Origin of the sequence: Sedimenticola thiotaurini (genome assembly GCF_001007875.1) — a bacterium.
GTDB lineage: Bacteria > Pseudomonadota > Gammaproteobacteria > Chromatiales > Chromatiaceae > Sedimenticola > Sedimenticola thiotaurini.
Genome location: NZ_CP011412.1, coordinates 218,608 through 232,168, shown reverse-complemented (window position 1 = coordinate 232,168; position 13,561 = coordinate 218,608). Strand labels below are relative to the sequence as shown.

10 protein-coding genes are annotated in these 13,561 nt (G+C 59.5%); 6 read left to right on the top strand and 4 right to left on the bottom strand.

What is annotated here, in order from left to right; all coding sequences use genetic code 11:
- Positions 1 to 104: 104 nt before the first annotated feature.
- Together AAY24_RS01005 and AAY24_RS01000 are read right to left on the bottom strand one after the other, a co-directional pair.
- Positions 105 to 1,043: a DMT family transporter gene (locus AAY24_RS01005; RefSeq protein WP_046858094.1), complete on the bottom strand. Its 939-nt coding sequence runs from the start codon at positions 1,041 to 1,043 to the stop codon at positions 105 to 107.
- Positions 1,044 to 1,085: 42 nt separating this feature from the next.
- Positions 1,086 to 1,703: a LysE family translocator gene (locus AAY24_RS01000; protein WP_046858093.1), complete on the bottom strand. Its 618-nt coding sequence runs from the start codon at positions 1,701 to 1,703 to the stop codon at positions 1,086 to 1,088.
- A 195-nt stretch (positions 1,704 to 1,898) separates the two neighbouring features.
- Between AAY24_RS01000 and AAY24_RS00995 the strand changes: the two genes are divergently transcribed.
- From AAY24_RS00995 to AAY24_RS00980, 4 genes are all read left to right on the top strand, one after another.
- A complete protein-coding gene (locus tag AAY24_RS00995) occupies positions 1,899 to 3,131 on the top strand; it encodes an MFS transporter (RefSeq protein ID WP_046858092.1) in 1,233 nt (410 codons plus the stop codon).
- Between the two features lie 169 nt (positions 3,132 to 3,300).
- Complete coding sequence (locus AAY24_RS00990) at positions 3,301 to 5,478, top strand: malate synthase G (protein ID WP_046858091.1); 2,178 nt, start codon at positions 3,301 to 3,303, stop codon at positions 5,476 to 5,478.
- Positions 5,479 to 5,736: 258 nt separating this feature from the next.
- Positions 5,737 to 6,318 carry a beta-class carbonic anhydrase gene (locus tag AAY24_RS00985; RefSeq protein WP_046858090.1) on the top strand — a complete coding sequence of 194 codons (582 nt, stop codon included), beginning with the start codon at positions 5,737 to 5,739 and terminating at the stop codon, positions 6,316 to 6,318.
- Between the two features lie 84 nt (positions 6,319 to 6,402).
- Entirely contained in the window at positions 6,403 to 6,693 is a 291-nt protein-coding gene (locus AAY24_RS00980; protein WP_046858089.1) for a DUF1330 domain-containing protein, read from the top strand.
- Positions 6,694 to 6,723: 30 nt separating this feature from the next.
- Here the strand turns inward: AAY24_RS00980 and cfa are convergent, their stop codons facing one another.
- The gene (cfa, locus tag AAY24_RS00975; protein ID WP_046858088.1) at positions 6,724 to 7,920 is read right to left on the bottom strand and encodes a cyclopropane fatty acyl phospholipid synthase; all 1,197 of its coding nucleotides are present in this window, start codon (positions 7,918 to 7,920) and stop codon (positions 6,724 to 6,726) included.
- Between the two features lie 208 nt (positions 7,921 to 8,128).
- Here cfa and AAY24_RS00970 point away from each other — a divergent pair, with 208 nt between their 5' ends.
- Together AAY24_RS00970 and AAY24_RS00965 are read left to right on the top strand one after the other, a co-directional pair.
- Positions 8,129 to 9,430 (top strand): NTP/NDP exchange transporter, encoded by a 1,302-nt coding sequence (locus AAY24_RS00970; RefSeq protein ID WP_052760978.1) that lies wholly within the window; start codon positions 8,129 to 8,131, stop codon positions 9,428 to 9,430.
- Between the two features lie 3 nt (positions 9,431 to 9,433).
- A complete protein-coding gene (locus tag AAY24_RS00965; protein ID WP_082116967.1) occupies positions 9,434 to 10,360 on the top strand; it encodes an aldo/keto reductase in 927 nt (308 codons plus the stop codon).
- A gap of 82 nt (positions 10,361 to 10,442) precedes the next feature.
- On the opposite strand, the gene AAY24_RS00960 is transcribed toward AAY24_RS00965, so the two are convergent.
- Positions 10,443 to 13,283, bottom strand: a complete 2,841-nt coding sequence (locus AAY24_RS00960) for a sensor domain-containing protein (protein ID WP_052760977.1) — start codon at positions 13,281 to 13,283, stop codon at positions 10,443 to 10,445.
- Between the last annotated feature and the right edge of the window lie 278 nt (positions 13,284 to 13,561).

Here is a 13,561-nt window from a genome sequence, read left to right as displayed (position 1 = left end):
ATCACGCAACCGGGTCATGCAAAATTCGCATAGCCTGCCCGAATAAGCCCGGCTATCCGGTCCGCCAGAGCGATAAATCCCCTGCCGATAAGACCAGGTACCCTTCAGCCCGAGCTGTTCTGCCGCTCCGCCAACTCCCCCGGGAGCACCTTAGGTGGTGGGCGATTCACCAGGTAGATACCCAGCCCGACCAACAGCAGCGCCGCCAGCAGTGCCGGCGAGAGCGGCTCATCCAGCACCAGATGGCCGGCCAGTACCCCAAACAGGGGGGTCAGAAAGGTGAAGGCGGTGAGACGGCCCGCCGGGTAGTGCCGAACCAGCCAGAACCAGGCCAGGTAGGTGACAAAGGCGATCCACAGGGTCTGGAACAGCAGACTGCCCAGGATCAGCGGGGTCAGGCGGGTAATGCCCGGCTCATTCGCCCCCCAGGAGGCCAGCAGCAGCAATGGAGCGGAGACGCCGAGTTGGTAAAGCAGGGTCTTGCTCGGCGCCAGGGAGCGCAGCACCGACGCCTTGATCACCACCGTAGTGGAACCCCAGAGCAGCGCCGCCAGTACCAGCATGCTGTCACCGATCAGCATCTCTGCGGACGGTAACCGGATGGACTCGCCAAACACCAGCAGGATGCCGGCAAACGCCCCCACCAGGCCCACCACCTGGAGCCAGCGCAGCCGTTCACCGGCGACGAAGAAGTGGGCACCGATGGCGACCACAAAGGGTGACAGGTAGAGAAAGATCACCGCCCGGGAGGCGGTGGTAAACTCCAACCCCCAGAAGATCAGCATAAACTCGCTGCCAAACAGCAAGCCGGCCAACACACCCCAGCGCCCGGAGCCATCCCGCTGCAGGATCGGGACACGCCGCAGCCACATCCACACCAGCAGTAGCAGCGCCGCACCCAGGGAGCGGATGCCGGCCTGAAAAAAAGGCGAGATACCCACGCTGGCCAGCTTCACCGCCACCTGCTGCAACCCCCAGCTGGCGCACAGTACCAGCAGCAGAAGCATGGCCAGGGGATCAAGATGGCTCTTACGATGGGGCATGGGCTGCGCTCGGATCGGGAGTGGACGGAGGAGTGGGCGGAATCAGTGACGCAGGCCGAGATAGGTACCGGCCGCTATCATGATGGACCCGGCCACCCGGTTCAGGCCATGCATGGCCCGTTCAGAGCGGAACTTTCGGCGTGCCCAGGAGGCGGAGACGGCGATCAGCATCAACCCCAGCATCAGGCCCAGCAGGGTGATCAGCGCCACCAGCGCAATATCCCGGGAAGTCAGCACGTTCAAATCCATAAAGGTCGGTAGAAAGGCGATATAAAACAGGATCACCTTCGGATTGGAGGCGGAAATCAGGAAACCCTGGACAAAGCTCTTCAACTGGTCTGCCGATTTCACCGCCCCGGCTTCAGCCGCCAGGCTGGGGCGGGTGTGCCACATCTTCCAGCCCAGGTAGAGCAGGTAAGCGGCCCCCAGGATCCGAATCAGGGTGAACAGTCCGCCCCAGTGCTCCGCGATGGCCGCCAGACCGTAACAGGCGAACACCAGGTAGACGATATCACTGATGGCCATCCCCAGAGCCAGAGCCACGCAGGCGGCCGCTCCCTCTGTCATGGCCCGCGCCAGAATGGCGAACACACCCGGTCCCGGAGTGATGGAGAAGATAAAGATGGCCACGAAGAAGGCCAGGGCACTTTCTGCCGACATAGGGGTAACGACCGCACCTGAGTTCGAATTAATCGAAAATCATACCCGATTAATCAACCGGACACAGCCGCCAGGCGATCTGCCCCACCCGACCATACTCCCTCAACTGCTGCAATTCCCCCCGGATTGGTGCTGTTATCAACTCCCTGCCGATCAGGTAGCATGGCCACTCTCCCCGGAGGAGCCGCGTCCCCCATGCCCAGACTTCCCCCCAACCCGACGTCACCCAGTTGGCGGACTCCGCTGCTGGTGATCATCGCCGGCTGCCTGATCGCCATGATCGGCTTTGGTATCCGTTCGGTATTCGGCCTGTTTCTGGAGCCCATGACTCTGACCTACGGTTGGAGTCGGGAGACCTTCGCCATTGCCATGGCGATTCAGAACCTGCTCTGGGGCATCGGGGTACCCGTAGCCGGGGCGATGGCCGATCGTTATGGCCCGACCCGGGTACTCTCCTTCGGCGCACTGCTCTATGGCCTGGGGGTCTGGGGCATGGCCACCAGCGACACCAGCCTGGGTCTGCAGCTGTTCGGAGGTGTGCTGACCGGTCTCGGCATCGCCTTCTCGGCCTTCTCCATCACCCTGGCCGCCATGGCCCGTGCGGTGGGGCCGGAACGGCGCACCCTGGTGCTGGGCCTGGGTACCGCCGCCGGCTCCCTGGGACAGGTGCTGTTCTCCCCGCTGGGTCAGCAGTTTATCAGCGCCTTCGGCTGGTCGGCCGCTCTGCTGATCCTGGCCGCCACGGCACTGTTGATTATCCCCCTGGCACTGGTTCTGCCGGGCAGTGACAGCCACCCGGGAGAGCCGCACTTCGATCAGAGCCTCGGTGCGGCGCTGCGGGAAGCGGCGGGGCATCGCGGCTTTGTGCTGCTCACCAGCGGCTTCTTTGTGTGCGGTTTCCATGTCGCCTTTATCACCGTGCACTTCCCCTCCTATGTGAAGGACCTGGGACTGTCGCCGGAGGTGGGGGCCTACGCGCTGGCCCTGATCGGCCTGTTCAATATCGCCGGCTCCTTCCTGTCCGGCGCCGCCGGTACCCGTTGGAGTAAGAAAAGCGGTCTTGCGTTTATCTATTTCAGCCGGGCGATCGTGATCACCGCCATGTTGCTGGCACCGAAAACCGATCTGACCATCTATCTGTTCGCTGCTGTGATGGGCATTCTCTGGCTCTCCACCGTACCACTGACCTCCGGCATCGTGGCCCAGGTGTTTGGTGTGCGCTACATGGCAACCCTGTTCGGCATTGTCTTTTTCAGCCACCAACTGGGCAGCTTCATCGGTGTCTGGCTGGGCGGCCGGCTGTACGATACCACCGGCACCTACGATGCGGTCTGGTGGGCAGGCGTGGTACTGGGACTGCTGGCAGGAGTCATTCACCTGCCGATCAATGAGCGCCCCCTGGCCCGACTGCTCTCGGAAGGTGATTAAGTTATATCCCTGTTTTCCTGGGGTATACTCCATACAGGGTTTTGATAGACTGATTATTTACCGTTATCTCCTGACCCGGCTTAGATTAACCAGATACGACACGGATACGCTCCGCGTCGCGGGCATGAATGACGCCATTCGAATCGATTAACTGCAACAAGGGCATTACATGACAGCACGCACCCAGATCGGCGGACTAAAAATCGCCAACGTGATCAAAGAGTTAGTAGAGAGCCAGATCTTACCCGGAAGCGGTATCAACAGCACCACCTTCTGGACGGAACTGGAGCAGATCGTCAATGACCTGACCCCGAAAAACCGTGCCTTGCTGGCGCGACGTGATGAGCTGCAGCGCCAGATCGACCAGTGGCATCAGAAACAGGCGGGCAAACCGCTGGACGCCGCCGCCTACAAGGCGTTCCTGATGGAGATCGGCTACCTGCTGCCGGAGGTGGAGGATTTCACCATCGAAACTGACAACGTGGATCCGGAGATCGCGGAAATGGCCGGACCACAGCTGGTGGTGCCGATCAACAACGCCCGCTACGCGCTGAACGCCGCCAACGCCCGCTGGGGCAGCCTGTACGATGCCCTGTACGGCACCGATGCCATCGAGCAGAGCGGTGACCTGGCCCTGACCGGCAGCTACAATCCGGCCCGTGGAGCCCGGGTGATCGAGGCGGCCCGGGAACTGCTGGACCAGGCGGTACCCCTGGCCGAGGGCAGCCACAAAGATGTGATCGAATATCAGATCATCACCGGAAAACTGTCCGCCACCCTGCGTAACGACAGCCGCACCGGGCTGGCCCAACCGGAAAAGCTGGTGGGATTCAACGGAGATGGTGATAACCCCACTGCCATCCTGCTGAAAAACAACGGTCTGCACCTGGAGATCCAGATCGACCGGCAATCGGAGATCGGCCACGACGACCGGGCCGGTATCAAGGACGTGATTCTGGAAGCGGCCATCACCACCATCCAGGACTGCGAGGATTCGGTCACTGCGGTCGATGCCGAGGACAAGGCGGAGGTCTACGCCAATATGCTGGGGCTGGTAATGGGTAACCTCAGCGCCGAGATGGAGAAGGGCGGCAAGCAGATCACCCGCCATCTGAACCCGGATCGCACCTACACCACCCCGGGTGGCGGCACCCTGACCCTGCCGGGCCGCAGCCTGCTGTTCTTCCGGAACGTGGGCCACCTGATGACCAACGAGGCGATCCTCGACCGCAATGGCGACGAGATCCCGGAAGGCATTATGGACGGCATGATAACCGCCCTGATCTCGCTACACGACCTGAAGGGCAACGGCAAATACCGTAACAGCCGAACCGGCAGCATCTATATTGTCAAACCGAAAATGCACGGTCCGGAAGAGGTCGCCTTCACCTGCGAGCTGTTCAGCCGTATCGAGGAGGCGCTGGGTCTGGAGCGCAACACCATCAAGGTGGGCATCATGGACGAGGAGCGCCGCACCACGGTGAACCTGAAGGCCTGTATCCAGGCGGCCCGGGAGCGGGTGGTGTTTATCAACACCGGTTTCCTGGATCGCACCGGTGACGAGATTCATACCAGCATGGAGGCCGGCCCGGTAGCCCGCAAGGAAGAGATGAAACAGCTGCCCTGGATCAAGGCCTATGAAGACTGGAACGTGGATATCGGCCTGCGCTGCGGTTTGAAGGGTCGCGCCCAGATCGGCAAGGGCATGTGGCCGATCCCCGACCAGATGGCCAATATGCTGGAAGCCAAGATTGCCCATCCCCTGGCTGGCGCCAACACCGCCTGGGTCCCCTCACCCACCGCTGCCACCCTGCATGCCACCCACTATCACCAGGTCAACGTGGCGCAACGCCAGGAAGAGCTGGCATACCGTGAACTGGCCAGCCTGGACGATATTCTGACCATCCCGCTGATGGGGGATCGCAGCTACAGTGCCGAAGAGATCCAGCAGGAGCTGGATAACAATGCCCAGGGTATCCTGGGTTATGTGGTGCGCTGGATTGACCAGGGTATCGGCTGCTCCAAAGTGCCGGATATCAACGATGTGGGCCTGATGGAGGATCGCGCCACCCTGCGTATCTCCAGCCAGCACATCGCCAACTGGCTGCGTCACGGCATCTGCAGCGAAGCGCAGGTGATGGAGACCCTGAAACGGATGGCCGCCGTGGTGGACCGGCAGAATGCCGGCGACCCGAACTACCGGAACATGGCACCGGAGTTCGATGGTGTTGCCTTCCAGGCCGCCTGTGACCTGGTGTTCAAGGGTTGCGAGCAGCCCAGCGGTTACACCGAACCGGTGCTGCATGCCCGTCGTCGTGAAGCCAAGGCCAAATATGCCCAGGCCTGATCAGAGCCGTTAACCCATACCACCGGGGCGCCCATCAGCGATGGGCGCCCCTTTTTTTACCGTGCAAAATCCCATCTGACAAACAAGGTAAAGACCCCTCCCTATCCTGGCAGCAGCTCCTATAATGATAATGGTTTGCAGTCACCCGACACAGGTACTGTTCAAGCCCTGCACCCGGTAACCCACGGGGTTCCGGCAAAAAGCCATAACAAAAATCCTGATCTTACAGGATGCTATAAACCAGAGAGGAGTAACAAAATGAGTAACATCGTCAAAGAGGTACTGTCCGCCAATAGCAGTTACGCAGCAGAGTTTGGTGACAAGGGTAATCTGCCCATGCCCCCGGGACGCCAGTTCGCCATTCTCACCTGTATGGACGCCCGACTTGACCCAGCCAAGTATGCCGGCCTCGCCGAGGGTGATGCCCATGTGATCCGCAACGCCGGCGGCCGGGCCAGTGACGACGCAATCCGCTCCCTGGTGATCTCCTACAAGTTGCTCGGCACCCGGGAGTGGTTTGTCATCCACCACACCGATTGCGGCATGGAGACCTTCACCAACGAGATCATGGGGGATCTGCTGTCCGGCAGCCTGAAAACCGCCACGGTAGATGCAGACGGCTGGCACGACAGCAATGCCGGCGGTGGAACCACTGACGGCAAGTACATCAACTGGCTGACCATCAGTGACCAGGCGCAAAGCGTGCTGGAGGATGTACAGCGTATCCGGAACAGCCCGATGGTGCCCGGGGATATCCCCATCTACGGCTACATCTACGACTGCAAAACCGGGAAGCTGGTGGAAGTACCCGAAGCGACCGCAGCGGGTAGGGCTCGCTAAACAGCAAAGTCAGCCCACCTAACTGCGGGCAGCCGCCCATGCTGCCCGCAGTGGGTGTCCCACCACGCAACCGGAGAACAATTCATGAGCGCATACCTGGTGGTAGACACCCGGATCAACAATCCAGACCGGTATGAAGAGTACAAAAGGCTGGCCAAACCGATTGCTGAAAAATTCGGCGGTGTCTATCGCGTCAGGGGAGGCGTCATGGATATCAGGCAGAGCGAGCTGTGGACACCCACCCGGATAGTGATCATCGAATTCCCCGACATGAGGAGCGCCCAGGCATTTGTGGACTCGGATGAGTATGCCCCGGTCAAGGCCATGCGTCTGGACAACGCCGACTGCACACTGTTTATCGTGGACGGCGGCTAACAGAATCTCCGCCCCTGTTCTGGCCTTCTCCTAGCGCAGGGATCGGTAGGTGGGGGGGCGCTTCCGTTTGGTCAGTACCAGTTGCCACAACTGCCCCTGGCGGGAGCGGAAATAGCCGGCGCAACTGTGCAGATAGTATTTCCACATACGGTAGAAACGCTGGTCATAGCGCCCCTGTAACGAGGGCCAGGCCGCATCGAAACGTTTCCACCAGGCCATCAGGGTGCGATCGTAGTCCCCACCGAAATTGTGCCAATCCTCCAGTACGAAACCGGGCTGAAAGGCCGCTATCAGGCGTTGCGGTGAGGGGATCTTGCCATTGGGAAATATATATTTGTCTATCCAGGGATCGGTGGCAATGGTGTCATTCTGCTCACCGATGGTATGCAGCAGGAAGATACCCTGATCATCAAGCACCCGGTCAACGGTCTGGAAAAAGGTCGCGTAATTCTTAGGACCGACATGCTCGAACATGCCCACCGAGACCACCCGATCGTAACGGCCGTCGAGATCCCGGTAGTCCATCAACTGAAGATTGACCGGCAATCCATCGCATCGCTGCCGGGCCAGGGTCAGCTGCTCCCGGGAGACGGTGATACCGTCAACGGTGACACCGTAATGTTCGGCCGCATGCCGGGCCAGACCACCCCAACCACAACCGATATCCAGCAGCCGCAGGCCGGGACGGAGATTCAGTTTCCGGCAGATCAGATCCAGCTTGGCCCGTTGCGCCTGCTCCAGACTGTCTGCCCGGGGCCAGTAGCCACAGCTGTAGCTCATGGTGGAATCCAGCATCGCGGTATAGATATCGTTGCCGATATCATAGTGCTGCTCACCCACCTGGAAGGCCCGCTTGCGTGACTGGCGATTAAACAGCAGATTGCGCAGCAACGCCCCCATCCAGCGCAACCGGATACGTCGATTGATGCGTTGATCCAGATCACTGGACAACAATCGGTAGATGGTTTCATCGAGTCGCCGGGAGGTCCAAAGCCCATCCATAAAGGACTCTCCGAATCCGAGCGACCCCTGCAGCAGGATGCGCCGGTAGACCGATGGATGGAACACCTGGATATCCCAGGGCCGGTCACCATTGAAATGCACATCCGCCTCGGCGGCCAGATCCCGCAGCACCTTCGGTGGTTCAACAGATCGCCCGGCTTCCCGACCGTTCCCGGACGATTGATTCGACGGCTCACCAGATATCAGATCTTCTGCACTAACCATAGGATTTCTCCCTGGACAAGTCTTATAAGCTGTTATCTATGTACGTCTGACTCAGATAGGATGAATGTACCAAAAGGGAAAATCTTCCGGCAACCCCGGCACCGGGCCAGCCAGGGGATCAGGCTACCCGAACAGGCTATAGTTAGCAAAAATAGCCAGGCGGTTTTATGATCCCGCATCATCCCGTGTTTGCCATCAAGGAGTCGTGATGCCCCGTCCCAAGTTCCCCGTGCACCAACTGTTACTCCGGTCGGTACAGGTTGCGCGGGATGAAGTGACCGCACTGCTCTGGTCATTCAGTTACTTCTTCGCCCTGCTCTGCAGCTACTACATCATCCGCCCCATGCGGGACGAGATGGGCGTGCTGGGTGGCGTGGAGAATCTGCAGTGGCTGTTTACCGGCACCCTGCTGGCCATGACAGCGGCGATCCCGCTGTTTGGCTGGGTCAGCTCCCGTTTTCCCCGGCGCCGCTTTCTGCCTTATGTGTACGGCTTTTTTATCCTGGCACTGCTGCTGTTTTACCTGTTAATGGATCAGCAGCGCGCCTCGCCGACCGTGGCGAGAGCCTTTTTTATCTGGGCCAGTGTGTTCAATCTGTTCGTGGTATCGGTGTTCTGGAGCTTCATGACCGATATCTGGGCCGATCATCAGGCGCGGCGCCTGTTCGGTTTCATCGCCGCCGGCGGCACCCTGGGGGCCCTGGCCGGCCCGGCCCTGACCACCCTGCTGGTACAACCACTGGGGGCAAGAAACCTGCTGTTGGTTTCGGCACTACTGCTGGTTTGGGCCATTTTCTGTATCGCCCGGCTGTCGCGCTGGTCGGGGAACCGGCCGACCGATCACCCGGTACCGGATGCGGACCAGTTGCTGGGCGGCGGTATCTGGGACGGTATCCGGCTGGTGATACGCTCACCCTATCTGCTGGGCATCTGCCTGTTAATGCTGCTGTTCACCACCCTGGCCACCTTCCTTTACCTGATGCAGGCGCAGATTGTACGGGACGCATTTTCCGATTCTGCACAGCGCACCGCGGTATTCGCCGCCATCGACCTGACCGTCAATGGCCTGACCCTGCTGCTGCAACTGTTCCTGACCAGTCGGCTGATCAAATGGTTCGGACTGGCCACCGTACTGGCCATTATCCCCCTGCTGCTCAGCATCGGTTTCACCGTGCTCAGCATGGCGCCGGTACTGATGGTACTGCTGGTGGTGCAGGTGATCCGACGGGCCGGGAACTACGCCATCATGCGCCCGGCCCGGGAGATGCTATATGTAGTGTTGACCAGAGAGGAGAAGTACAAGGCGAAGAATCTGATCGATACCCTGATTTATCGCAGTGGCGATGCGGTCAGCGCCTGGATCTACGCCGGCATGCGCAGCCTGGGCATGGGCCTTGGCGGCATCGCCCTGATCGCCGTACCACTGGCCCTGATCTGGGCCGGAATCGCATTTTCCCTGGGACGCCAGCAGGTGAAGCTGGCGGAGACCCGCCATTCTGAAGAGGTGTAAAACATGCCCCATCTACCAATCCTGAACCGTCGTCAGTTTATGCAGGCCAGCGCCAGCCTGGCCGCCGGTCTGTTACTGCCCGGCGGTGTTGCCGCAGCCAACCAGACCATACGCAAGGCGATCCCCTCAAGTGGCGAACTGCTGCCGGTGATCGGCATGGGTACTTCACGTACTTTTGAGACCGGCGGTGATGCCGACATGCTGGCCCGTCTGGGGGAGGTGATACAGGCGTTTTTCGATCACGGTGGTGGCATGATCGACTCCTCCCCCATGTACGGCTCGGCCCAGCAGGTGATTGGTCAGCTGCTGCCGACCATAAACGGGGAGAAAAATCTGTTTGCCGCCACCAAGGTGTGGACCCGCGGGCGGGAGAGCGGTCTCCGCCAGATGGAAGAGTCCCGGCGCCTGTGGGGTGTGGAGCGTTTCGACCTGATGCAGATCCACAACCTGCTGGATTGGGAGACTCACCTGGAGAGCCTGTTGCAGATGAAGGCCGATGGGACGATCCGTTATGTGGGCATCACCACCTCCCACGGCCGGGACCACAACGCTCTGGAGCGCATCCTGCAGCAGCATCCGTTCGATTTCGTGCAATTGACCTACAACCTGGGCAACCGGGAGGCGGAGTCACGTCTGCTGCCGATTGCCCAGGAACGGGGCATCGGAGTGATTGTGAACCGGCCGTTTCAACGCGGCGCCCTGTTCCGCAAGGTAAAGGGCAAACCCGTACCGGCATGGGCAGAGGAGTTCGGCTGTGCCAGTTGGGGACAGTTCTTCCTGAAGTTTGCCGTCTCCCACCCGGCGGTGACCTGCGCCATTCCGGCCACCACAAAGGTCAAACACATGCGGGACAATATGCAGGCGGGCTGGGGACAGCTTCCCGATCCCGAACAACGGGCGCGAATGATCACCTACTTCGCGTCACTGTGAAGAGCACCCGCGTCTTCAGCCGACAGGCAATTGCGCAAGCCATCGCCCCCGGGTTGCGGTTTGCCGCAGCGGCCTGGGGGTATCAGCAGGTGTTCAGCAGCTCGCTGACCCAGGTTTCAAACTGATCCGCCGGCAACGGCCGCTGGAAAAGGTACCCCTGGCCCAAGCGACACCCCTCCTGTATCAGAAACTCCCGTTGCTCTTCAGTCTCCACGCCCTCTGCAATCACCTCCATCTGCAGGCTCAGTGCCAGGGCGATTACCGCCCGGGTAATGGCGATATCGTTCAGGTCGCTGGGGATATCCCGGACAAAGGATTTATCAATCTTCAACTGCTCGATCGGCAACCGTTTCAGGTTGGCCAGTGATGAGTAGCCGGTGCCAAAGTCATCCATCGCCAGCCGAACACCCAGATCGCGCACGCCCCGCAACACCGCCGCCGCCTGATCGAAGTCATCCATCACCACACTCTCGGTCACTTCCAGTTCCAGGCAGTGCGGCGGCAGCCCGGTCTCATCCAGCACCCGCTGCACCAGTTGCACCAGGTTACCCCGCTGTATCTGGGGGGTCGCGATATTAACCGAGACACTGCCAAACGACAGCCCCTTGTCCAGCCAGGTTTTCGCCTGGCGACAGGCGGCATACAGCACCCATTCGCCGATCGGTACGATCAGGCCACTCTCCTCCGCCAGGGGAATAAAGCGATCCGGTGGTGTCAATCCCGATGCCGGCTGCCACCAGCGTAACAACGCCTCGGCGCCGATCAGGGTGCCACGCTCCATGTCCAGTTGCGGTTGATAGTGCAGCAGCAGCTCATCCTGCTCCACCGCCTTGCGCAGGTTGTTCTCCAGCAGCACCCGCTGCAACGCCTGTGCGGTCATCTCCTCGGTGTAGAAGGCGTAGCTATTGCGCCCCGCCTCCTTGGCCCGGTACATGGCGGTATCTGCATTACGCATCAACGAGCCACAGTCGCGTCCATCCCGGGGATAGACACTGATTCCGATACTGGGGGAGATAAACGCTTCCCGCCCCAGCAACTTGAAAGGGGCTTCAAAACTGGTGAGAATCTTCTCCGCCGCCGCCGCCACCTGGGACGGCTGCCCGCAATTCTCCAGCAGCACGATAAACTCATCGCCACCGATTCGGGCTACCGTATCTTCCCGGCGCAGGGACTCCGTCAGGCGTTTCGCAACCTGGCGCAGCAGTTCATCTCCCACCACGTGACCAAAGCTGTCATTGATATCCTTGAACCGGTCCAGGTCAATAAACAGCAGTGACAACTGCCGGCTGCTTCGGGTGCACTGGTCCAGTGCGTGACTGAGCCTGGCATGGAACAGCAGCCGGTTGGGCAGTTCGGTCAACGGATCATGGTGCGCCAGACGCTCCAGTTGTTCTTCCGACTGTTTAAGATGGGTGATATCGGAAAACAGCGCCACGTAATGGGTGGCGTTATTCTGATCATCGCTGATCGCGTTAATGATTAACTGGGCGGGATAGACGTTGCCGTTCTTGCGGCGATTCCAGATCTCTCCGCGCCAATGACCTTCATGGATAATTGAATGCCACATGGCACGATAAAAATCGGTATCGTGCCGGTCGGATCGCCACATACGGGGATTGGCGCCCAGCACCTCTTCCCGGCTATAGCCACTGATATCGCAGAACGACTTGTTGACATCCAGTATCCGCGCGTCCAGATCGGTTATCAGCATGCCTTCCGAGATATTTTCAAAAACCGCTGCCGACTGCCTTAATCGCTCTTCAGCCTGTTTGTTCTCCGTGATGTCGGTGGAGATACCGCATACCGCATAGATTTCTCCCTGGACATCCCGTACCGGAAACTTGATCGACAGGTAGGTGTGTATGCCGTCATCCTGATGAACCTGCTCCTCAACCTGCAGCGCGGCACCGCTTTCCCGCACCTGCTTGTCATTCGCCTGCAGCACCAGGGCCTGCTCGATGGGGAACAGTTCGGTATCCTGCCGGCCGATCACATCCTGCTGATCAACATTCAACAAACGTTCATACCGCTTGTTGACCATGAGGTAACGACCATCCAGGTCTTTCAGGTAGACCACTGCCGGCGCATTATCCAACATGGTCTGGTGGCGCTGTTCACTCAGGGCAAGGGCCTGCTGAGCCTCAACCTGGTTGGTGATATCCTGAATCATACCCAGGGACCGCAACGGTGTACCGTCTTCCGCAACAACCGTGTTGCAGTGCTCCCGGATAAACTTAATTCGCCCATTCGCCAGCAACACCCGATGCACCTGGTCGTAGGACTCCCGCCGCTTTAAAGACGCCTGGTAGGCAGTAGCCACAGCCTCCCGATCCTCCGGGTGGACCAGTGACATAAAAGTTTCAAAGCTGGGGACAAACTCCGATGGGTCGACTTCAAAGATCCGGTACACCTCATCAGACCACCAGAGCTTGTCCGCCACCAGGTCCATCTCCCAGTTGCCGCTGCTGGAGAGGCGTTGCACTTCGGTAAGACGCTCCTTGAACTCGCGCAGTTCGGTTTCGGTCCGCTGCCTGTCAGTGACATCGCGACCGATACCCAGTACACCGATCAGGCTCCCATCACTGTCATACATCGGTGTTTTGATGGTTTCCAGCAACTCCTGGCGACCATCATCGGCATAAGTGACCCACTCGTCATAGACAAGGGGGGTTTCCGACTCCATGGCCAGCCGGTCCTGTCGGCAAAAGAACTCCGCCTGCTCCCTGGAGACCAAGTCAAAATCGGTTTTGCCGATAATCTCCGCTTCGGGGACCCCGTACAGACGCTGCACCCGTCGGTTGCATACCAGATAGGCACCGTCGGGATCTTTCAGCCAAACCAGGTCAGGCAGAGTCTCTATCAGGCTGCGCAGCAGAGTCGCGCTAACACTCTGGGGATTATCGGACTTGGCAGCGCCAGTCATCCTATTCCCCCCGGTATCAGAGCTATGCCGGAGGGTGCGTTAAGCGGGCAATTCCTCAACTGCGTCCACTCTCCTTTCTGTGGTGTTGCTATCACTGTAAAAAGTAGCCAATCCATTTTTAAACCATGTCCAGTTTGAGTATTTACCAGTTACCGTCAGTTAACGGATAAATCCTGTTTATCTTTAATGATGCATGGCAACGAAATGATGCGTAGCAACAAATAGTACTCGACAGCGCCCAAGCCAGCCTCTACATTCTCCCCTTGGCAATTTGCAGA

Bases quoted from the DNA above. Each gene is read 5' to 3' on its own strand.
- AAY24_RS01005 (WP_046858094.1), bottom strand. From the start codon at position 1,043: ATGCCCCATCGTAAGAGCCATCTTGATCCCCTGGCCATGCTTCTGCTG.
- AAY24_RS01000 (WP_046858093.1), bottom strand. From the start codon at position 1,703: ATGTCGGCAGAAAGTGCCCTGGCCTTCTTCGTGGCCATCTTTATCTTC.
- AAY24_RS00995 (WP_046858092.1), top strand. From the start codon at position 1,899: ATGCCCAGACTTCCCCCCAACCCGACGTCACCCAGTTGGCGGACTCCG.
- AAY24_RS00990 (WP_046858091.1), top strand. From the start codon at position 3,301: ATGACAGCACGCACCCAGATCGGCGGACTAAAAATCGCCAACGTGATC.
- AAY24_RS00985 (WP_046858090.1), top strand. From the start codon at position 5,737: ATGAGTAACATCGTCAAAGAGGTACTGTCCGCCAATAGCAGTTACGCA.
- AAY24_RS00980 (WP_046858089.1), top strand. From the start codon at position 6,403: ATGAGCGCATACCTGGTGGTAGACACCCGGATCAACAATCCAGACCGG.
- cfa (WP_046858088.1), bottom strand. From the start codon at position 7,920: ATGGTTAGTGCAGAAGATCTGATATCTGGTGAGCCGTCGAATCAATCG.
- AAY24_RS00970 (WP_052760978.1), top strand. From the start codon at position 8,129: ATGCCCCGTCCCAAGTTCCCCGTGCACCAACTGTTACTCCGGTCGGTA.
- AAY24_RS00965 (WP_082116967.1), top strand. From the start codon at position 9,434: ATGCCCCATCTACCAATCCTGAACCGTCGTCAGTTTATGCAGGCCAGC.
- AAY24_RS00960 (WP_052760977.1), bottom strand. From the start codon at position 13,283: ATGACTGGCGCTGCCAAGTCCGATAATCCCCAGAGTGTTAGCGCGACT.